The 17,708-nt window shown below is 70.4% G+C and carries 19 protein-coding genes, 2 tRNA genes and 1 pseudogene; 11 read left to right on the top strand and 11 right to left on the bottom strand.

Annotation, left to right across the window (positions count from 1 at the left end):
- Positions 1-21: 21 nt before the first annotated feature.
- The gene (locus tag WD341_RS13355; protein ID WP_368425960.1) at positions 22-1,203 is read left to right on the top strand and encodes an acetylornithine transaminase; all 1,182 of its coding nucleotides are present in this window, start codon (positions 22-24) and stop codon (positions 1,201-1,203) included.
- A 253-nt stretch (positions 1,204-1,456) separates the two neighbouring features.
- Here WD341_RS13355 and WD341_RS13350 read toward each other — a convergent pair whose 3' ends face one another.
- A complete protein-coding gene (locus WD341_RS13350; protein ID WP_368425969.1) occupies positions 1,457-2,845 on the bottom strand; it encodes an aspartate aminotransferase family protein in 1,389 nt (462 codons plus the stop codon).
- A 365-nt stretch (positions 2,846-3,210) separates the two neighbouring features.
- On the opposite strand from WD341_RS13350, the gene WD341_RS13345 reads away from it, so the two are divergent.
- Entirely contained in the window at positions 3,211-3,831 is a 621-nt protein-coding gene (locus tag WD341_RS13345; RefSeq protein ID WP_368425959.1) for a hypothetical protein, read from the top strand.
- 68 nt (positions 3,832-3,899) lie between these two features.
- Here WD341_RS13345 and WD341_RS13340 read toward each other — a convergent pair whose 3' ends face one another.
- The 4 genes from WD341_RS13340 to WD341_RS13325 form a co-directional block, all read right to left on the bottom strand.
- Positions 3,900-4,136: a YrhK family protein gene (locus WD341_RS13340; protein ID WP_368425958.1), complete on the bottom strand. Its 237-nt coding sequence runs from the start codon at positions 4,134-4,136 to the stop codon at positions 3,900-3,902.
- Positions 4,137-4,358: 222 nt separating this feature from the next.
- A complete protein-coding gene (locus tag WD341_RS13335) occupies positions 4,359-4,598 on the bottom strand; it encodes a hypothetical protein (protein ID WP_368425957.1) in 240 nt (79 codons plus the stop codon).
- A 19-nt stretch (positions 4,599-4,617) separates the two neighbouring features.
- A complete protein-coding gene (locus tag WD341_RS13330; RefSeq protein ID WP_368425956.1) occupies positions 4,618-5,058 on the bottom strand; it encodes a VOC family protein in 441 nt (146 codons plus the stop codon).
- A 23-nt stretch (positions 5,059-5,081) separates the two neighbouring features.
- The gene (locus WD341_RS13325; RefSeq protein ID WP_368425955.1) at positions 5,082-6,428 is read right to left on the bottom strand and encodes a glutamine synthetase family protein; all 1,347 of its coding nucleotides are present in this window, start codon (positions 6,426-6,428) and stop codon (positions 5,082-5,084) included.
- A gap of 124 nt (positions 6,429-6,552) precedes the next feature.
- Here WD341_RS13325 and WD341_RS13320 point away from each other — a divergent pair, with 124 nt between their 5' ends.
- From WD341_RS13320 to WD341_RS13300, 5 genes are all read left to right on the top strand, one after another.
- Entirely contained in the window at positions 6,553-7,839 is a 1,287-nt protein-coding gene (locus WD341_RS13320) for an NAD(P)/FAD-dependent oxidoreductase (RefSeq protein WP_368425954.1), read from the top strand.
- A gap of 123 nt (positions 7,840-7,962) precedes the next feature.
- Positions 7,963-9,357 carry a rhodanese-like domain-containing protein gene (locus tag WD341_RS13315; RefSeq protein WP_368425953.1) on the top strand — a complete coding sequence of 465 codons (1,395 nt, stop codon included), beginning with the start codon at positions 7,963-7,965 and terminating at the stop codon, positions 9,355-9,357.
- 8 nt (positions 9,358-9,365) lie between these two features.
- A complete protein-coding gene (locus WD341_RS13310; protein WP_368425952.1) occupies positions 9,366-9,956 on the top strand; it encodes a YeeE/YedE thiosulfate transporter family protein in 591 nt (196 codons plus the stop codon).
- A 7-nt stretch (positions 9,957-9,963) separates the two neighbouring features.
- Entirely contained in the window at positions 9,964-10,494 is a 531-nt protein-coding gene (locus WD341_RS13305) for a YeeE/YedE thiosulfate transporter family protein (protein ID WP_368425951.1), read from the top strand.
- Between the two features lie 33 nt (positions 10,495-10,527).
- The gene (locus WD341_RS13300; RefSeq protein WP_368425950.1) at positions 10,528-11,031 is read left to right on the top strand and encodes a DUF421 domain-containing protein; all 504 of its coding nucleotides are present in this window, start codon (positions 10,528-10,530) and stop codon (positions 11,029-11,031) included.
- Between the two features lie 72 nt (positions 11,032-11,103).
- Here the strand turns inward: WD341_RS13300 and WD341_RS13295 are convergent.
- From WD341_RS13295 to WD341_RS13280, 4 genes and pseudogenes are all read right to left on the bottom strand, one after another.
- Positions 11,104-11,253: pseudogene (locus WD341_RS13295) on the bottom strand (transposase); the annotation flags it as partial.
- Positions 11,254-11,499: 246 nt separating this feature from the next.
- Positions 11,500-12,027 carry a copper chaperone PCu(A)C gene (locus WD341_RS13290; protein ID WP_368425949.1) on the bottom strand — a complete coding sequence of 176 codons (528 nt, stop codon included), beginning with the start codon at positions 12,025-12,027 and terminating at the stop codon, positions 11,500-11,502.
- A gap of 231 nt (positions 12,028-12,258) precedes the next feature.
- Complete coding sequence (ald, locus tag WD341_RS13285; protein WP_368425948.1) at positions 12,259-13,377, bottom strand: alanine dehydrogenase; 1,119 nt, start codon at positions 13,375-13,377, stop codon at positions 12,259-12,261.
- Positions 13,378-13,413: 36 nt separating this feature from the next.
- On the bottom strand, positions 13,414-14,766 hold the full coding sequence (locus WD341_RS13280; protein WP_368425947.1) for an aspartate aminotransferase family protein: 1,353 nt from the start codon (positions 14,764-14,766) through the stop codon (positions 13,414-13,416).
- Positions 14,767-14,919: 153 nt separating this feature from the next.
- Between WD341_RS13280 and WD341_RS13275 the strand changes: the two genes are divergently transcribed.
- Positions 14,920-15,480 carry a cupin domain-containing protein gene (locus WD341_RS13275; RefSeq protein ID WP_368425946.1) on the top strand — a complete coding sequence of 187 codons (561 nt, stop codon included), beginning with the start codon at positions 14,920-14,922 and terminating at the stop codon, positions 15,478-15,480.
- 349 nt (positions 15,481-15,829) lie between these two features.
- A complete protein-coding gene (locus tag WD341_RS13270; RefSeq protein WP_368425945.1) occupies positions 15,830-16,204 on the top strand; it encodes a helix-turn-helix domain-containing protein in 375 nt (124 codons plus the stop codon).
- A 6-nt stretch (positions 16,205-16,210) separates the two neighbouring features.
- Here the strand turns inward: WD341_RS13270 and rlmB are convergent, their stop codons facing one another.
- A complete protein-coding gene (rlmB, locus tag WD341_RS13265; protein WP_368425944.1) occupies positions 16,211-17,134 on the bottom strand; it encodes a 23S rRNA (guanosine(2251)-2'-O)-methyltransferase RlmB in 924 nt (307 codons plus the stop codon).
- 154 nt (positions 17,135-17,288) lie between these two features.
- On the opposite strand from rlmB, the gene WD341_RS13260 reads away from it, so the two are divergent.
- Together WD341_RS13260 and WD341_RS13255 are read left to right on the top strand one after the other, a co-directional pair.
- A tRNA-Tyr gene (locus WD341_RS13260) sits at positions 17,289-17,373 on the top strand.
- An 84-nt stretch (positions 17,374-17,457) separates the two neighbouring features.
- Positions 17,458-17,531 (top strand) — tRNA-Gly (locus tag WD341_RS13255).
- Here the strand turns inward: WD341_RS13255 and WD341_RS13250 are convergent.
- The coding region (locus WD341_RS13250; RefSeq protein WP_368425943.1) for a hypothetical protein at positions 17,500-17,708 on the bottom strand (209 nt) is incomplete at its 5' end. The two genes, WD341_RS13255 and WD341_RS13250, sit on opposite strands and share 32 nt — an antisense overlap.

The raw sequence follows: 17,708 nt of genomic DNA, 5'->3' as shown, positions 1-17,708 counted from the left end.
CAACCGGAGAGGACCAGTACGATGACTGCTGCCTTCGATGCCCTGATGACCATCACCCACCGGCCCGCCACGGTCTTCCTGCGCGGCGAGGGCTCCTGGCTGTTCGACGAGGCCGGGCGCCGCTACCTCGACTTCGTCCAGGGCTGGGCGGTCAACTGCCTCGGCCACAGCCCGGAGCCGCTGGTCCGCGCGCTCGCCGAGCAGGCGCCGCGCCTGATCAACTGCAGCCCGGCCTTCTACAACGAGCCGATGGTGCGGCTCGCAGCGGCCTTGCGCGCGGCGAGCGGCCTGGAGCGCAGCTTCTTCGCCAACTCCGGCGCCGAGGCCAACGAGGGCGCGATCAAGCTCGCGCGCAAGTGGGGCCAGGTCCACCGCGGCGGCGCCCATGAGATCGTCACCTTCGACCAGGGCTTCCACGGCCGCACCCTCGCGACCATGTCGGCCTCCGGCAAGGCCGCCTGGGCCGCGCTCTTCGAGCCGAAGGTGCCCGGCTTCCCCAAGGTGCCGCTCGGCGACCTGGCGGCGGTCGAGGCGGCGATCGGCGAGCGCACGGCGGCCGTCCTGCTCGAGCCGATCCAGGGCGAGGCCGGCGTGATCCCGGCCGGCGACGATTTCTTGAAGGATCTGCGGGCGCTGACCGAGGCGAAGGGCATGCTGCTGATCCTCGACGAGATCCAGACCGGCATGGGCCGGACCGGCCGGCTGTTCCACTATCAGCACCTGGGATTCCACCCCGACATCCTGACCCTCGGCAAGGGCCTGGGCGGCGGCGTGCCACTGGCCGCGCTGCTGGCGCGCGAGGCGGTCTGTTGCTTCGAGGCCGGCGACCAGGGTGGCACCTTCAACGGCAATCCGCTGATGACCGCGGCCGGCCTGGCGGTGCTGAAGACGGTGACGGCGCCGGGCTTCCTGGAAGGGGTCGTGGCGACCGGCGCCTACCTGACCGAGGGCCTGCAGCGCCTCTCCGCCAAGAACGGCTTCGGCGCCGTGCGCGGGCGCGGCCTGCTGCTCGCCCTCGAGCTCGGCCGGCCGGTCGGCCCGGCGCTGGTCGAGGCGGCACGCGAGGCCGGCCTGCTGATCAACGCGCCGCGTCCCGAGTGCCTGCGCTTCATGCCGGCGCTCAACGTCGGTCGCGAGGAGGTCGACGAGATGCTGGCGATCCTGGAGGAGGTCTGCGGGGCGGTCGCGCCGATGCCGGCCTGAGGTCGGCGCCAGCGGACGCACCTTTTACCCGTCATCCCGGGCGCTAGGCGAGCCCGAAAGCCTGGCAAGGCTTTCGGTTTTGCGAGCCTTGCGACCCGGGATCCAGCGGCACGAACGTTTGGGCCCGCTGGATCCCGGATAGCTCGCTTTGCCGACGAAATCCGAGCCCCGCTGTCGCGGGGCCCAGGATCTCGGGCAAAGCGGCTTCCGGGATGACGACCGACGTCGACGGGCGAACCTCTGCGGCCCGCTCTCAGCCCGCGCCGAGATCCTTCGCCGTCAGGTCCAGGCAAGTCCTGAGGCGGGAAACCAGCTCGTCGATCTCCTCCTTCGAGATCGTCAGCGGCGGCGCCATGACCATGCTGTCGCGCACCGCGCGCAGCACCACGTCGTTGGCGAAGCAGTGGTCGCGGCAGAGGCCGCCGGCACGGCCGCCGGGGAAGCGGGCGTGGGTCTTCTTGTCGGCGACCAGCTCGACGGCGCCGATCAGGCCGAGCGAGCGGACCTCGCCGACGATCGGGTGGTCGGCCAGCTCGGCCAGGCGCTTCGCCAGGTGCGGGCCGGTCTCCTCGCGCACCTTCCGGACCAGATCCTCGCGCTCGATGATGGCGATGTTGGCGAGCGCCACGGCGCAGGCCGTCGGGTGGCCGGAATAGGTGTAGCCGTGGAAGAACTCGCCGCCCTCCTCGGCCAGCGTCCGCCCGATCGCGCCGCTGACCATGACGGCGGAGAGCGGGATGTAGCCGGAGGTGATGCCCTTCGCCAGGGTCATCATGTCCGGCTCGATGCCGAAGTGCTCGCTGGCGAACAGGTGGCCGGTCCGGCCGAAGCCGGTGATGACCTCGTCGGCGACCAGCAGTACCTCGTGCTTGCGGCAGATCCGCTGGACCTCGGGCCAGTAGCTGTCGGGTGGGATGATGACGCCGCCGGCGCCCTGGATCGGCTCGCCGATGAAGGCCGCCACCTTGTCGGCGCCGATCTCCAGGATCTTGTCCTCGACTTGCTTGGCAGCGCGCCGGCCGAACTCCTCGGGGTCCAGGCCGTCGCCGAAGTCGTACCAGTAGGGCGGGTCGACGTGGTGGAAGCCGGGCAGCGGCAGGCCGAAGCCCTCCTGCATCGGCGTCATGCCGCCGAGCGAGGCCGAGGCCATGGTCGAGCCGTGGTAGGCGTAGGTGCGGCTGACGAACTGCTGCTTCTCGGGCTTGCCGCGCAGCTTCCAGTAGAAGCGCGCGAGCCGCACCACGGTGTCGTTCGATTCCGAGCCGGAGGAACCGTAGAACACCATGTCGAGGCCGGCGGGCGTGATCTCGGCCAGCTTTTCGGCCAGCTCGACCGGCGGCGGCGTCGCCGTCTTGAAGAAGGTGTTGTAGTAGGGCAGCTCCAGCATCTGCTCGTAGGCCGCCTCGGCGAGCTCCTTGCGGCCATAGCCGACGTTGACGCACCACAGGCCGGCCATGCCGTCGAGCAGGCGCGCGCCCTCGGAGTCGTTCAGCCAGACGCCCTCGGCCCGGGTGATGATCCGGGCGCCGGCCTCGGATCCCTTGAGCTGCTTGTAGTCGGTGAAGGGGCTGAGCTGGTGCTTGCGGTCGGCTTCGCGCCACCAGGCGGTCGTGTTGCGGGCGGGCTTGTCGCGGGTGGGCATGTCGCGGGCGGGCGTTCCGCCGTTCGGGGTCGGCATCGGGAGATCCTTTCGTGGCGTGACGAGCGGGCTGGGGCCGTCGCGACGCCGCTAGGGGTTGTAGCCGATGCGCGCGCAGAGGATCAGTAGCTCGGCCTGCCGCGTGCGCGGCGGACGCCGGGGCGCGGAGGCGGGCGATGCCAGGCGGAGGCTGTCGGTGCGGAACTGCATGGCGGCCAGGATAGCCGCTGGCGTCCTCGCGGCCAAGGACGCCGGCTGGCCAAGGGGCGGCTAGGGGGAACGGGCGTGGAGGCGGCTGCGTTGCCGAGGCGCCGAACCCCTGGACGCCCACCGCAGGCGGTGGCCACCCCCGACGACCGGAGAAGGCGATGCTGAGCTGGCTGGCCGATCACACGGATCCTCTCAACCTGCTGGTCAACGTCGGCATGCTGCTGGTCTGGCTGTTCTATTTCGAGCTGCTGCTGTCGAACTACCGCAACCAGAAGCGCCCCAAGATCCTGGTCAACCGCGGCGCCGGCACCGGCTGGGAGAGCCACTGCCTGATCACCAACATGAGCGAGAAGGTCGTCTACGTCTCCGCAGTGATCGTACGGGTCGGCGTCGGCGAGCGGCACTGGCAGTCGGTCATAACCGACCGCCGCGGCCTCGAGGACGACAGCTCCGCTGCCAGCAACCGAGAGCGCATCGGCCAGGGCCCGCTCGGCGCCGGGGAGATGATCGACCTGGGCAGCATCCGCCAGCTCATCGAGCTCGCGGCCCCCAGCGAAGGCGACGAGCATCCGGACCTCGACCCGGCCCGGATCGACAGCGTCGAGATCAAGATCGCGGCGCTCTACGACTCCGAGGACATCGTCATCGGCGCCAGCCGGTCCTTCGAGGTCCTCGACGACGGGCGGCTCCGCCCGGATGAGGTCTACACGCGGCAGATCCGGCGGCGCCGCGAGCGCAAGGCGCTGGCCGACGATGTCCTGGGCCAGCTGACGAACTGACGGATCACCGGCGGGCAGCAGCACGACCCGGGCTTCGGGCCCGGAGCGCGGCCAGGAAGTCGCCGGCCTCAGCCCTGCGCTCGCTTGTGCCGGGCTTCGTAGACCTTGACCATCAGGTTGCCGGCGGAGCCGACCAGCATGAGTCCGGCGCCGACGATGAACAGCCAGACGCCCCAGGTCTTGAGCGGCTCGAATCGCGGAAGGAACAGGATGCTGCCTGCGAAAAAGGCGGCGTTGCCGATCAGGCCGATCGCGGTGTGGATCCAGCCATAGTCCTGGACGAGCGTCTCGATGGAATTTGCCATGGCGGCCTTCTCCTCTGGCAAGGGGCGGCGTGAACGCCCGTACCTGCTCCAGCCCGAGCGGCTACGCGCCGTGGGGCGCGCTGCCTACGGCGGAGCAAGGAGGAGGGGGCGGCGCCTGGGGCATCCCTTGCAGAAAAACCCCGGCACCGCCGCCGGTTCCAGCGGCGGTCGGAAGAGGCGTTCGGAAGAGGCGGCCGGAGCAGCGCCCTGTAGAACTCGGCCCTAGGCCCGCAGCGCGGCCAGGAAGCCGTCGATCTCGCCGCTCAGGTCACCGAAGCCGGCCGACAGCTCGGAGGAGATGCCGGCAAGGGACTTGGCCGCCCCGTCGGTCCCGGCCATCGCCTGGTCGAGCCCCGCGACAATCTCGGCGACGCGCCGGCTGTCGCTCGACAGGCTGCGGATCCGCTCCATGATCTCGCCGGTCGACTCGGCCTGGCTGTCGGCGATGGCCTGCCGGTCCACCGATCCGGCGCGGCAGCGTCTACCAGCTGCCGGTGTTCGGCATCGAGGCCCAGGGCTCGGCCGGCGCCAGCGCCTCGCCGTCCTGGAGGAACTCGAGCGAGATGCCGTCCGGCGAACGGACGAAGGCCATGCGGCCGTCGCGCGGCGGGCGCAGGATCGTCACGCCGGCGTCCATCATCTTCTGGCAGAGCGCGTAGATGTCCTTCACCCGGTAGGCCAGGTGGCCGAAGTTGCGCCCGCCGCTGTACTCCTCCGGATCCCAGTTGTAGGTCAGCTCGATCTCGGGCGAGCGCAGCTCCTTGGCCTTCTCGGCGTCCTCGGAGGCGGCCAGAAAGACCAGCGTGAAACGGCCCTTCTCGTTGTCCATGCGTCGGGTCTCGACGAAGCCGACTTTGTTGCAGAAGAAGTCCAGCGAGGCCTCGAGGTCGCTGACGCGGATCATGGTGTGCAGGTAGCGCAAAGGTCGTCCCCTTTTTCCGTTCGTCAGACGTTTAGCAGCAGGTGCTCGCGCTCCCAGGAGGAGATCACCTCCTGGTAGGCGTTGAGCTCGGCGTCCTTGACCGCCTCGACGGCGTCGATGAAGGTCTCGCCGAGCACCTCCTTGAGCGGCCGCGAGGAGGTGAAGCGGTTGAGCGCGTCGTAGAGCGTGCGCGGCAGCGTGTGCGCCAGCCGGTAGGCCGAGCCGACGATCGGCTGGCGCGGCTTCAGGCGCTGGGTCATGCCGAGGTAGCCGCAGGCCAGGGTGCCGGCCAGCGCCAGGTAGGGGTTGGCGTCGGCGCCGGCGACCCGGTTCTCGACGCGGCGCCCGGCGGGCCCGGAGCGCGGCACGCGCAGCCCGACGGTGCGGTTGTCGTAGCCCCAGTGGGTGTTGATCGGCGCGTCGGTGTTCGGCATCAGCCGGCGGTAGGAGTTCACGTTCGGCGCGAACAGCGGCATCGCCGCCGGCAGGTAGCGCTGCAGGCCGGCGACGTAGCTCAGGAACAGGCTGGTGTCCTTGCCCGCGCGCGGCGTGGCGAAAAGGTTGCGCCGTGTCTGCGGGTCGACCAGCGACTGGTGGACGTGCATGGAGCTCCCCGGCTCGCCCTGCATCGGCTTGGCCATGAAGGTGGCGTAGACCTTGTGCCGCAGGCCGGCCTCGCGGACCGTGCGCTTGAACAGGAAGGCCTGGTCGGCCTGGGCCAGCGCCTCGCCGTGATTGAAGTTCATCTCCATCTGGGCGGCGCCGGCCTCGTGGGCCAGGGTGTCGATGTCGATGTTCTGGGCCTCGCAGAAGTCGTAGACCTCCTCGAACATCGGGTCGAACTCGTTGACGGCGTCGACGCCGTAGGCTTGGCGGCTGGTCTCGCGCCGGCCCGAGCGTCCGATCGGCGGGCGCAGCGGATAGTCGGCGTCCTCGTTGATCTCGACCAGGTAGAACTCCAGCTCGGCGGCCACGATCGGGACCCAGTTCTTCGCCTCGAACAGCGAGACGACGCGCTTGAGCACGTGGCGCGAGGCGAAGGGGACGGGCGAGCCGTCGAAGTAGTAGGGGTCGCAGATCACCTGCGCCGTCGGCTCGGTGTACCAGGGCACGACGCGCACGGTCTCGACGTCGGGGACCAGGTAGACGTCGCTGGTCGCCGGGTCGGTGACCTTGTCGTCCTCGGGATAGCTGCCGTTGACGGTCTGGACGAAGATCGATTCCGGGATGCGCAGCGCGTTGCCGTCGAGCTGCTTCAGGAACTTGTGCGCCGGCAGGATCTTGCCGCGCGCGATGCCGGCCATGTCCGGCACCAGGCACTCGACCTCCTCGATGCGATGCTCTTTGAGAAATTCTGCTATGGAAGACATGCTATGAACTCTTCATCCGTGGCTGGCGGGCCGCGAATTCCCGCGTCGGCCGCCCCGCCTGAGCTACACCCGCCCCCTGCCGGGTGGCAAGAGAACCCTCCCCGCCACGCCAACGCGAGAAGCCATGCCGCCCGCGCCGCACGTCGAATCCTACTACGCCGCGACCGCCAATCCGGCGCCCGAGCGGCCGGCCCTGGCCGGCGAGGTCTCCTGCGACGTCTGCGTCGTCGGCGGCGGCTTCACCGGCCTGTCGACCGCGCTCGAGCTCGCCGAGCGGGGCTACTCCGTGGTGCTGCTCGAGGCCCGGCGCATCGGCTGGGGCGCCTCGGGGCGCAACGGCGGCCAGGTCTGCTCGGCCTTCTCCTCGCCGATGGACAAGCTCGCCGGCTGGGTCGGCAAGGACGACGCGCGCAAGCTCTTCGAGCTGACCGAGGAATCGAAGCGCCTGCTCGCCGAGCGGGTCGAGCGGCATGCCATCGATTGCGACCTGACCTGGGGCTACTTCAACGCCGCCGACCGCCGGCGTGAGCTGGACGACTGCCGGGACTGGGCGGAGGAGTGGTCGCGCGACTACGGCTACGACAAGCTGACCCTGGTCGAGACGCCGGAGGAGGCGCGCCGCCACGTCGACTCCCCCGCGGTCATCGGCGGCCTGGCAGACGCCGGCGCCGGCCACCTGCATCCGCTCAACTACTGCCTGGGCCTGGCGGCGGCGGCCGAGGCCGCGGGCGCGAGGCTGCACGAGGACTCGACCGTCACCCGCATCCTGCAGGGCGCCGAGCCGGCGGTCGAGACCGCCGGCGGCAGGGTCCGCGCGAAGTTCGTCGTGCTCGCCTGCAACGCCTATCTCGGCGGCCTGATGCCGGAGATCCGCGGCAAGATCATGCCCGTCGGTACCTATATCGGCGCGACGGAGCCGCTCGGCGAGAACCGGGCGAAGAGCCTGATCCCGGGCAACGAGGCGATCTGCGACCTGAAGTTCGTGCTGAACTACTACCGCCTGTCGAAGGACCAGCGGCTCCTGTTCGGCGGCCGGGTCAGCTATTCCGGGGTCACGGCGCCGAACCTGCCGCAGGCGATGGGCCGCAAGATGCGGCAGGTCTTCCCGCAGCTCGACAATGTGGCCTTCGAGTTCACCTGGGGCGGCTATGTCGCCATCACCATGGAGCGTTCGCCCCACTTCGGACGGGTCGGCGCCAACCTCTACTTCGCCCAGGGCTACTCGGGCAACGGCGTGGCGATGAGCGCGATCGCCGGGCGCGTGCTGGCCGAGGCGATCTCGGGCCAGGCCGAGCGCTTCGACCTCTTCGCCCGCCTGCCGCACACCAGCTTCCCGGGCGGCCGGCTGCTGCGCACCCCGACCCTGGCCCTGGCCATGCTCTGGTACCGCCTGCGCGACCTGAGGCCTTAGGCGCCCCCCTTCCGCAGAGCTGGCGCAGGCGATGCGGCACGCGCCCGCATCGCAAGCCCGCCGCGGCTGGAACCGGTGGCCGGGCGCTCCGTTACGTTCGCATGAGCGAATGGGAGCGGGAGCATGTTCTTCGAACGGATCAAGACCCCTGGCATCGCCCACGTCGCCTATCTTCTCGCGGAGGACGGCAAGGCGGCGGTCGTCGACCCTGGGCGCGACGTCGGGCGTTACCTGCAGCTGGTGCAGGACAACGGGTTGCGCCTCAGGTGGATCATCGAGACCCACCGCCAGGAGGATTTCGAGATGGGCGGCGCGGCCTTGCGCGAGCTTACCGGCGCGGAGATCGTCGCCGCCGATCATGAGATCACCGCCCACGCCGACCGGCCGTTGCGCGACGGCGAGACGCTGGAGCTTGCCGAGGGGCTGAGCTTGCGCGGCCTGCACACGCCCGGTCACACGCCCGAGAGCATGTCTTACGCCGTGACCCTGGCGGCGGCGCCGGACACGCCGTGGGCCGTCTTCACCGGCGACGCCCTGTTCATCGGCGACACCGGCCGCACCGACCTGACCGACGCCGGCAAGACCGGCGAGCACGCCGGGCTGCTCTACGACCAGGTGCACGAGAAGATCCTCCCGCTCGGCGAGCAGGCGCTGGTGCTGCCGGCGCACGGCGCCGGCTCGGCCTGCGGCGGCAATGTCGCCGACCGTGACCACTCGACCATCGGCATCGAGCGCGCGAGCAACGCCGTGGCGACGAAGAGCCGCGACGCCTTCGTCCGCCACAAGTGCCAGGAGCGGATGGCGCGGCCGCCCTATTTCCGGCTGATGGAGAAGGTCAACCTCGGCGCGGGGCGGCCGTTCGCAGACGCCGCGCCGGTGCCCTGGCTGAAGCCGCGGGAGTTCGAGCGGCGCTGCGGCGAGGGCATCGTCATCGACACCCGCGAGGTCGAGGCCTTCGCCGGTGGCCACGTCGGTGGCGCCTACAGCGTCTGGCTCTCCGGCATGGGCCGCTACGGCGGCTGGATCGCCGAGGAGGGGACGCCGATATACCTCATTGTCGACGGCCCGGCGGCGCTCCGGGAGGCGCGGCTGTCGCTCGCCCGCATCGGCTTCGACAACGTTGCCGGGGCGCTCGCCGGCGGCTTCGAGTCCTGGCGTGATGCGGGGCTGCCGATCGAGACGAGCGGCACGCTCGCGCCGCGCCGGGCCGCCGAGGACCGCGACCGGCTGCAGGTGCTCGACGTGCGCGAGATCTCCGAGTACGAGGAGGGTCACATTCCGGGCGCGCGGCACTGCCACGTCGGTCATCTCGATGGCGCGCTCGACGAGCTCGGCCTCGACCCGGAACGGCCGGTGGTGTCGACCTGCAGCGTCGGCCACCGCGGTAGCCTCGGCGCCAGTATCTTGGCGCGCCACGGCTACCGCGCGGTCAACCTGCTCGGCGGCATGACCGCTTGGCAGGCGCTCGGCCTGCCGACGGAAGAGGGCGAGCCGACGCAGCGGGCCGCGGCCCAGTGAGCCCGGCAGTGAATCCCGCCCGCCTCGCCGCAACCCTCGCCGGCCTCGGCGTCGCCCTGGCGGCGGGACCGGCACTCGCCCAGGAGCCGGCGCCGCAGACCGGCTCGGCCTGGTCGCCCTACCTCGCGGGCGCGCTCATCGGCCTGCTGTCGATGGTCACCTTCTACGTCTCGGACAAGCCGCTCGGCGCCTCGAGCAGCTACGCCAAGGTCGGCGGCAGGCTCGTCCAGCTGGTCTCTCCGGGGGCGCTCGGACGGCTGCCCTACTTCCGCGAAAACCCGCCCAAGATCGACTGGGAGGTGATGCTGGTGCTGGGCGTCGTCGTCGGCGCCTTCGCCGCCGCCTGGACCGGCGGGGAGCTGACCGGCCAGTGGGTGCAGCCGATGTGGGAGCAGCGCTTCGGCGACACGCCCTGGCTCCGCGGCCTGGTCGCGGTCGCCGGCGGCATCCTGATGTCCTTCGGCGCGCGGCTCGCCGGCGGCTGCACCAGCGGCCACGGCATCAGCGGCGCGCTGCAGCTCTCGGTCGGCTCCTGGGTAGCGCTGGCCTGCTTCTTCCTCGGCGGCGTCCCGGTGGCGTTGCTGCTCTATCGGCTGTGAGGCGACGATGCGGAGACAGCTCCTCCTAGGCCTCATCTTCGGCTTCTGCTTCGGCTTCCTGCTGCAGAAGGGCGGGGTCGCCAAGTTCGACGTGCTGATCGGACAGTTGCTCCTGGAGGACTTCACGGTGCTCAAGGTCATGCTGACGGCGGTGCTGGTCGGCATGATCGGCGTCTGGACGCTGCACGGCCTCGGCCTCGTCCAGCTGCACGTCAAGCCGACCCGCTACGCCGCCAACGTCGTCGGCGGGCTCGTCTTCGGCGCCGGTTTCGCGCTCGCCGCCTACTGTCCCGGGACCGGTGCGGCGGCGCTCGGCCAGGGCAACTTCGACGCACTAGCGGTGATGCTCGGAATGGTCCTCGGCGCCTTTGTCTTCGCCGCGTTGCCGGGCCTCACGGGGCGGCTCTCCCGGCGCGGCGATCGCGGCCAACTGACCTGGCCGGCGCTGCTGCACCTGCGCACCGCCCCGTTCATCGCCGGCTTCGCCGTCCTGCTCGTGCTGGTCCTTGCTGGCGTGGAAGGATTCCTGCCGCGCTGACCCGGATTTTCTCGTCCTGGAAGGGGCGCCGGCATGGAGGAGTTCCTGCACCCCATCATTGGAGCCGACGCCGACACCATCCTGTGGTGGCAGATGGTCGTGCGCGGCCTCCTGATCTTCGCCTACGGGCTCGCGCTGGTGCGGCTGGCGCCGATCCGCTCCTTCGCCCGCACGGGCGCCTTCGACATCGTCCTGGTCGTCATCCTCGGCTCGATCCTCAGCCGCGCCCTGACCGCCAACGCCCAGTTCCTGCCCACACTCGCCACAGCGACGGCGCTCGTGTTGTTCCACGCCCTGCTGGCTTGGCTCTCCGTCCATTCGCGCCGTTTCGGGTTCCTGGTGAAGGGCGAGCCGATCCGGCTGGTCCGCGACGGCCGGGTCGACGAGCGCGCCATGCGCCGGGCGGTGATGAACAAGGGAGACCTCGAGCTCGCCCTGCGCTCGAACGGCGTCGCCGACGCGCGCGAGGTGGAAGCCGTCTATCTCGAGCGCAACGGCAAGATCACGGTGCTCGCCCGGAACACCGGGGGCGATTGAAGCTGAAGAGCCGGCCCGGCCTGGTGGGCGAGACGCCTGGCGCGGTCGGGTCGCTAGCGTCCGGACCCAATTGAGCCAGTAGGCGATGGTGGCAGCGATGAGAGCGGCGCCGAGGAAGTTGCGAGCGAGCCTGTCGTATCGCGTGGCGATGCGCCGCCAGTCCTTGAGCCGGCACCACATCCGCTCGACGAGGTTTCGGGCGCGGTAGGCTTCGATGTCATAGGGGATCCGAGCTTTGCGCCCGCGACCGCAACATAGGCGAGATCCCGCTGATTATCCGACGCTCCTCAACGCGGCGTGCGCCGAGTCGGCCCCGCGGGAGCAACGGCTCACTGCGAGCCCATTCCGCGTCGCTCGGCCGATGAAGACCCGCCATCCAAACCTCCACCGCATTGGAAGCTTGAATCGCGAAACCGCCCAGCGCCGGAATCCCCTTACTGAGTACGGACCCTGGGCGGAGCGCTCCCCCTACTGGTGGCCATGGCCTTCGCCGTGGCCGGCCGGCCGGAAGCCGATCGCCTCGACCGCGATGTCGACCGACAGCGTGCCGGCCTTCTCGAATGTCAGGGTCATGGGAAAGCGGGCGCCCTGCTCGAGCGGCGCCGCCAGGCCCATCAGCATGACGTGCAGGCCCCCGGGAGCGAGCGCCACGGTGGCGCCGGCCGGCAGCTCGATGCCGCCCTCGACCTGGCGCATCTTCATCACGCCGTTCTCCTCGAGGTGGGTGTGCAGCTCGGCCCGCTTCGAGGCCGGGGTCGCCACCGCGATCAGCCGGTCGGGTTCGGTGCCCAGGTTCTCGATGGTCATGTAGGCGGCACCGCTCGCGGCGGCGCCGGCGCTGGCGCGCGCCCAGGGGTGGCCGACCCGCAACTCCGCGACCTCGTGGTCGTGGGCCTGGGCGACGGCGACCAGGGCGATGAGCAGCGCGACGAGGGCGCCGGCGACGTGGATCAGATTGATTGGGATCAGGTTGATGCGAAACGTGCGGAGCGACATGGCGGGGCTGTCCTGTCTCGCGGTCTCGAGGAACCCGTGCGGCGGGGAGGCGGCGGCGTCACTGCCGGCGCGGCTGATGGCGCCGGAGGCTTCGGCGGGTGGCGCGCCGGTCGGGGCGGGAGGGTGCTGGCGGGTCATGACCGCGAGGCTGCCCCCCGACGGCCGCGCCGGCAACGGCGAGAATCGCCGCAGGTGCAAAGGGTCGCGGCCGACCGGGAAGGAAGCCCGGACCTAGAGGCCGAGCGCCTCCTGCGGCGGCCGGTAGGGCAGGCCGTGGACCTCGGCGACCGCCTTGCAGGTGATCTCGCCGCGCGCGACGTTGAGGCCGGCCATCAGGTGCGGGTCGTCGGCCAGGGCCTTGCGGTAGCCCTTGTCGGCGAGCGCCAGGGTGAAGGGCAGGGTCGCGTTGTTGAGCGCCTGGGTCGAGGTCCGCGCGACCGCGCCGGGCATGTTGGCGACGCAGTAGTGCACGACCTCGTCGACCCGGTAGGTCGGGTTGTCGTGGGTCGTCGCCTTCGAGGTCTCGAAGCAGCCGCCCTGGTCGATCGCGATGTCGACCAGCACCGAGCCCGGCTTCATGGCGGCGACCATCTCGCGGGTCACCAGCTTCGGCGCCTCGGCGCCCGGCACCAGCACGGCGCCGATCACCAGGTCGGCGGCGAGCACGTGCTCCTCGATCGCGTCGACCGTCGAGAAGATCGTGTTGAGCATGGCGCCGAACTGCAGGTCGAGCTCGTAGAGCCGGTGCAGGTTCTTGTCGATGACCGTGACGTGGGCCTCCAGGCCCATGGCCATGCGGGTGGCGTTCGTGCCGGCGACGCCGCCGCCGAGCACCACGACCTTGGCCGCCGCGACGCCCGGCACGCCGCCCAGCAGCATGCCGGAGCCGCCCTGCTCCTTCTCCAGGCAGTGGGCGCCGACCTGGATCGACATGCGCCCGGCGACCTCGCTCATCGGCGCCAGCAGGGGCAGGCGGCCGAGCCGGTCGGTGACCGTCTCGTAGGCGATGGCGATGCAGCCCGACTTCACCAGGCCCTCGGTCTGCGGCAGGTCCGGCGCCAGGTGCAGGTAGGTGAACAGCAGCTGGCCCTCGCGCAGCATGGCGATCTCGCCGGCCTGCGGCTCCTTGACCTTGACGATCATCTCGGCGCGCTCGAAGACCGTCGCGGCGTCGGGCGCGATTTCGGCGCCGGCCGCCCGGTAGGCCTCGTCCGAGAAACCGATGCCGAGCCCGGCCGCGGTCTCGACGGTCACCCCGTGGCCGTGGTGGACCAGCTCGCGCACCGACGAGGGTGTCAGCCCGACCCGGAACTCCTTCGCCTTGATTTCCCTCGGCACGCCGACATGCATGGCCGCCTCCTCCCGCTCTGGTTTTCCGACGCTTGCTCAGTCGAGCGACTGCAGCACGTCGCGGACCGTCTCGAACAGACGGTCGATCTCCGGCTTCTCGATGATCAGCGGCGGCGAGAGCGCGATGATGTCGGCCGTGACGCGGATCAGCACCCCGGCCTCGAAGGCCTTGCGGAAGGCCTCGTAGCCGCGCGCCCCGACCTTGCCCGGCCGCGACTCCAGCTCGATGCCGGCGATCAGGCCGATGTTGCGCAGGTCGATGACGTGGCGCGCGCCCTTCAGGCCGTGCACCGCCTCTTCCCAGTAGGGCGCCAGGTCGGCGGCGCGCTGGAACAGCTGCTCGTCCTGGTAGAGGCCGAGCGTCGCGAGGCCGGCGGCGGCGGCGACCGGATGGCCGCTGTAGGTGTAGCCGTGGAACAGCTCGATGGTCTGGCCGGTCTCGTCGGCCCAGGTCTCGAAGGCCTCGTAGATGCCCTTCCGGCAGATCACCGCGCCCATCGGGATGACGCCGTTGGTCAGGCCCTTGGCGCAGGTGATGAGGTCGGGCTGGACGCCGAAGTGCTCGGTCGCGAAGGAGGAGCCGAGCCGCCCGAAGCCGGTGATCACCTCGTCGAAGATCAGCAGGATGCCGTGCTTGTCGCAGATGTCGCGCAGGCGCTGCAGGTAGCCCTTGGGCGGAATCAGCACGCCGGTCGAGCCGGCGACCGGCTCGACGATGACGGCGGCGATGGTCGAGGGGTCGTGCAGCGCGCAGAGCCGCTCCAGCTCGTCGGCGAACTCGGCGCCGTGCTCCGGCTGGCCGCGGCTGTAGGCGTTGCGCTCCAGGTCGTGTGTCGAGCGGATGTGGTCGACGCCATTCAGCAGCGGCCCGAAGAACATGCGGTTCTTGACGATGCCGCCGACCGAGATGCCGCCGAAGCCGACGCCGTGGTAGCCGCGCTCGCGGCCGATCAGCCGGGTGCGGGCGGCGTCGCCGCGGACACGGTGGTAGGCCAGCGCGATCTTCAGCGCGCTGTCGACCGCCTCGGAGCCCGAGTTGCAGAAGGTGACGTGGTCGAAGTCGCCCGGCACCATCGAGGTCAGCCGGTTGGCGAGCTCGAAGGGCAGGGGGTGGCCGAGCTGGAAGGTCGGCGCGAAGTCGAGGTGCTCGACCGTCTCCTGCACCGCGCGCACGATCGGCTCGCGCCGGTGGCCGGCGTTGCAGCACCACAGGCCGGCGGTGCCGTCGAGCACCTGCTTGCCCTCCACCGTGGTGTAGTACATGCCCTTGGCCGAGGCCAGCAGCAGCGGCTCCTTCTTGAACGCCCGGTTCCAGGTGAAGGGCATCCAGAAGGGTTCGAGATTGTTGGGCGCGGCGTCGGCGTTGACGGGCAGGGCGGAGCCGTCCATGGGGCACCTCTCGGGGCGAGCGGAGATCGCGGTTGATGATCGCCGCAGCATAGGTGCGATCAAGAAAATTGACAATCGCTGAGGCCCAGACTGGCATGGTGGAACCGGCTTGGCCTTTTTGTCTATTATCCTGGGCGAACTGAGCGGGATGACATGGACGGCGACCGGCCTTTCGACCTCGGCCAGCAGCTGCGCGCCCTGCGCGAGCAGCAGAACCTGTCGCAGCGCGCCCTGGCCAGGCGCGCCGGGGTCTCGCACGGCGTCGTCTCCCTGATCGAGCAGAACAAGACCAGCCCTTCGGTCGGGCTCCTGAAGAAGATCCTGGACGGCGTGCCGATCAGCCTGGCGCGCTTCTTCGAGGGGCCGGCGGGCGGGCGCGAGCCGGTCTATTTCGCCGCCGGGGAGCTTGCCGAGATCGCCGGCGGCCGGATCAGCTACCGCCAGGTCGGCCGCGACCTTTCGGGCAAGAGCCTGCAGATCCTCCACGAGCGCTACGCGCCGGGTGCCGATACTGGCGAGGCGATGCTGAGCCACGCCGCCGAGGAGGGCGGGGTCGTCGTGCGCGGATGCCTCGAGGTCACGGTCGGCGGCTTGCGCCGCGTTCTCGCCGCCGGCGACGCCTACTACTTCGACAGTCGCCAGCCGCATCGCTTTCGCAATGTCGGAACCGAGGAAGCGGAGGTCGTCTCTGCCTGCACGCCTCCGAGCTTCTGAGCGTCCCTTCCGAACTTTCGCTCCGGCGGTCAGGCCCGCGTCAGATGAAAGGTGGGGTTGCGTCAGATGAAAGGTGGGGTTGCGTCCAAAAGTCAACTTTTGATGGGTCGTCTTCGCACGAACTTTTGCTCGCAAAAGGAGCATAAAACGACCCTAGGACGAGCGACGCCTCGACTCCTTGGCGACCTCCGGCTGTAAAACGTCTGAGGTGTTTTCGATCTGCTTGACAGGGGGGCGGCGTTCGCGCACGCCCAATCCGAAAGCGTAAACAGTGTATCCTTGAGGGTCACCGGCAAAAGGGGACCGCGGCGTCGCTTAGCGGGTACGAGAACAGGCCGGGGTACGAGGAATGGGGATGCGTGACGAACTTGACGCCGAGATCGGGCGGCGGCTGCGTGAGGCGAGGATTGTGCGGGGGATGAGTCAGACGGAGCTCGGCGACGCGCTCGGCATCACCTTCCAGCAGATACAGAAGTACGAGAAGGGCCTGAACCGCATCGGCAGCGGCAGGCTGTTCAAGATCAGCCGGATCCTGCAGCTGCCGGTGACCTACTTCTACGACGGTCTGGAGGAGGCGGCCAAGCCGCAGGGGCAGCCGCTCGAGGCCGACGAGGCGCTCGCCACCAAGACGATCCGCATCGCCCGCATGCTCAACGAGCTGCCGGACGGCGAGATCAAGGAGAGCGTCTTCAAGCTGATCCGCTCCTTCGCGCGCGCCGGCTAAGTGCTCTCAGTCCGCCTGCGGCGGCCGCGCCAGGCCGCGCCGGGCGCAGAGCTCGTAGAGCGCGACCGCGGCGGCGTTGGAGACGTTGAGGTCGCGCAGGGGCCCGGTCACCGGCAGGCGCACCAGCAGGTCGCAGCGCTCGCGAGTCAGGCGCCGCAGGCCCGGCCCCTCGGCGCCGAGGCACAGCAGCAGGCGGTCGGGCAGCGCCGCCCCGGCCAGATCCTCGTGCGCCTCGCCGGCCAGGCCGATCGCCCAGAATCCGTGCTGCTTGGCGGTCTCGATCGCCGCCGCGAGATTGCCGGCCTGGACGTAGGGCACGACCTCCAGGCCGCCCGAGGCCGCCTTGGCGAGCGCGCCGGTTTCGGCCGCGGCGTGGCGGTCCGGCGCGATCAGCCCGATCGCGCCGAAGGCCGCCGCCGAGCGCAGGATCGCGCCGACGTTGCGCGGATCGGTGACCTGGTCGAGCGCGAGCAGCAGGGCCGGCCCCTCGGCGTGGCGGCGCAGCAGCGTCAGCAGGTCGGGCTGGGCCAGCGGCGCGACCTGCAGGGCCAGGCCCTGATGCACCGCCTCCTCGCCGAGCAGCGCCTCCAGCGCGCTCCGCTCGACGATCTCCGGCTGCAGCCCGGCGCGCGCGGCCAGGGCCGGACGCAGCAGCGCCTCCTCGCGCTTCGACGCCTCGGCGGTCAGCAGCAGGCGGTGACAGGCGCGCCGCGGGTTGGCGAGCGCGGCCGCTACGCTGTGGACGCCGTGCAGCCAGAGGCCGCGGACGGCGGGGCCCGCCGGGGCCCCCCCCGGCCCGCCCCGCACCGGCCTGCCAGAGTCCGGCGCGCGCGACTCCGCCGCACGCGGCTCGGGCCCGCGCGCCTCGGGGTGGCGCGGCGCTGGCCTGCCGCGGCGGGACTTGCCGGTGTCGTGCTTGCGCTTGGTCATGGTGGGGCGTACTATTGGCCCACAAGCAGGGTGCCTAACAAGGCCCACGTCCGCTGCTTTCGAGATGGCGGATGTTGGGTCTTGTCTTGCGTTTAGCGGTTGACACCGGGAGCCATATCACCATAGTTCGCGGTCCTCGCTCGCAGGGGCCGCCGGAGGGGTGCCCGAGTGGTTAAAGGGGACGGACTGTAAATCCGTTGGCTATGCCTACGTTGGTTCAAATCCAACCCCCTCCACCACCCCTGAGACGCTGGGGACGAGAACCCGCTCTCCGCGAGGAGCGGTTTGCTGCTGAGGTGTCGGACGAAAGCGAATTCGCGCTCGCGGGTGTAGCTCAATGGTAGAGCCCCAGCCTTCCAAGCTGGTCATGCGGGTTCGATTCCCGCCACCCGCTCCAGCGCAGCGGGGCGCCGGCCGGCGGGGCGGCGTTGCGAAGGTCGGGTCACGCGGCGCCGGCGGGAGAGCCCCAGGGCGCGTGTGACGTCAATTTTGGCGGTCGAGAGCAGGATCGAAGAAAAGCGATGGCGAAGGCGAAGTTTGAGCGGACGAAGCCGCACTGCAACATCGGGACGAT

The sequence above is a fragment of the Tistlia sp. genome (genome assembly GCF_040905785.1).
GTDB lineage: Bacteria > Pseudomonadota > Alphaproteobacteria > Kiloniellales > DSM-21159 > Tistlia.
The sequence above is the reverse complement of the archived record's forward strand: the minus strand, read 5'-3'. Positions and strand labels throughout refer to the sequence as shown.

Excerpts from the sequence above, each read along its gene's own strand:
- WD341_RS13355 (WP_368425960.1), top strand. The coding sequence starts at position 22 with ATGACTGCTGCCTTCGATGCCCTGATGACCATCACCCACCGGCCCGCC.
- WD341_RS13350 (WP_368425969.1), bottom strand. The coding sequence starts at position 2,845 with ATGCCCACCCGCGACAAGCCCGCCCGCAACACGACCGCCTGGTGGCGC.
- WD341_RS13345 (WP_368425959.1), top strand. The coding sequence starts at position 3,211 with ATGCTGAGCTGGCTGGCCGATCACACGGATCCTCTCAACCTGCTGGTC.
- WD341_RS13340 (WP_368425958.1), bottom strand. The coding sequence starts at position 4,136 with ATGGCAAATTCCATCGAGACGCTCGTCCAGGACTATGGCTGGATCCAC.
- WD341_RS13325 (WP_368425955.1), bottom strand. The coding sequence starts at position 6,428 with ATGTCTTCCATAGCAGAATTTCTCAAAGAGCATCGCATCGAGGAGGTC.
- WD341_RS13320 (WP_368425954.1), top strand. The coding sequence starts at position 6,553 with ATGCCGCCCGCGCCGCACGTCGAATCCTACTACGCCGCGACCGCCAAT.
- WD341_RS13315 (WP_368425953.1), top strand. The coding sequence starts at position 7,963 with ATGTTCTTCGAACGGATCAAGACCCCTGGCATCGCCCACGTCGCCTAT.
- WD341_RS13305 (WP_368425951.1), top strand. The coding sequence starts at position 9,964 with ATGCGGAGACAGCTCCTCCTAGGCCTCATCTTCGGCTTCTGCTTCGGC.
- WD341_RS13300 (WP_368425950.1), top strand. The coding sequence starts at position 10,528 with ATGGAGGAGTTCCTGCACCCCATCATTGGAGCCGACGCCGACACCATC.
- WD341_RS13290 (WP_368425949.1), bottom strand. The coding sequence starts at position 12,027 with ATGTCGCTCCGCACGTTTCGCATCAACCTGATCCCAATCAATCTGATC.
- ald (WP_368425948.1), bottom strand. The coding sequence starts at position 13,377 with ATGCATGTCGGCGTGCCGAGGGAAATCAAGGCGAAGGAGTTCCGGGTC.
- WD341_RS13280 (WP_368425947.1), bottom strand. The coding sequence starts at position 14,766 with ATGGACGGCTCCGCCCTGCCCGTCAACGCCGACGCCGCGCCCAACAAT.
- WD341_RS13275 (WP_368425946.1), top strand. The coding sequence starts at position 14,920 with ATGGACGGCGACCGGCCTTTCGACCTCGGCCAGCAGCTGCGCGCCCTG.
- WD341_RS13270 (WP_368425945.1), top strand. The coding sequence starts at position 15,830 with ATGGGGATGCGTGACGAACTTGACGCCGAGATCGGGCGGCGGCTGCGT.
- rlmB (WP_368425944.1), bottom strand. The coding sequence starts at position 17,134 with ATGACCAAGCGCAAGCACGACACCGGCAAGTCCCGCCGCGGCAGGCCA.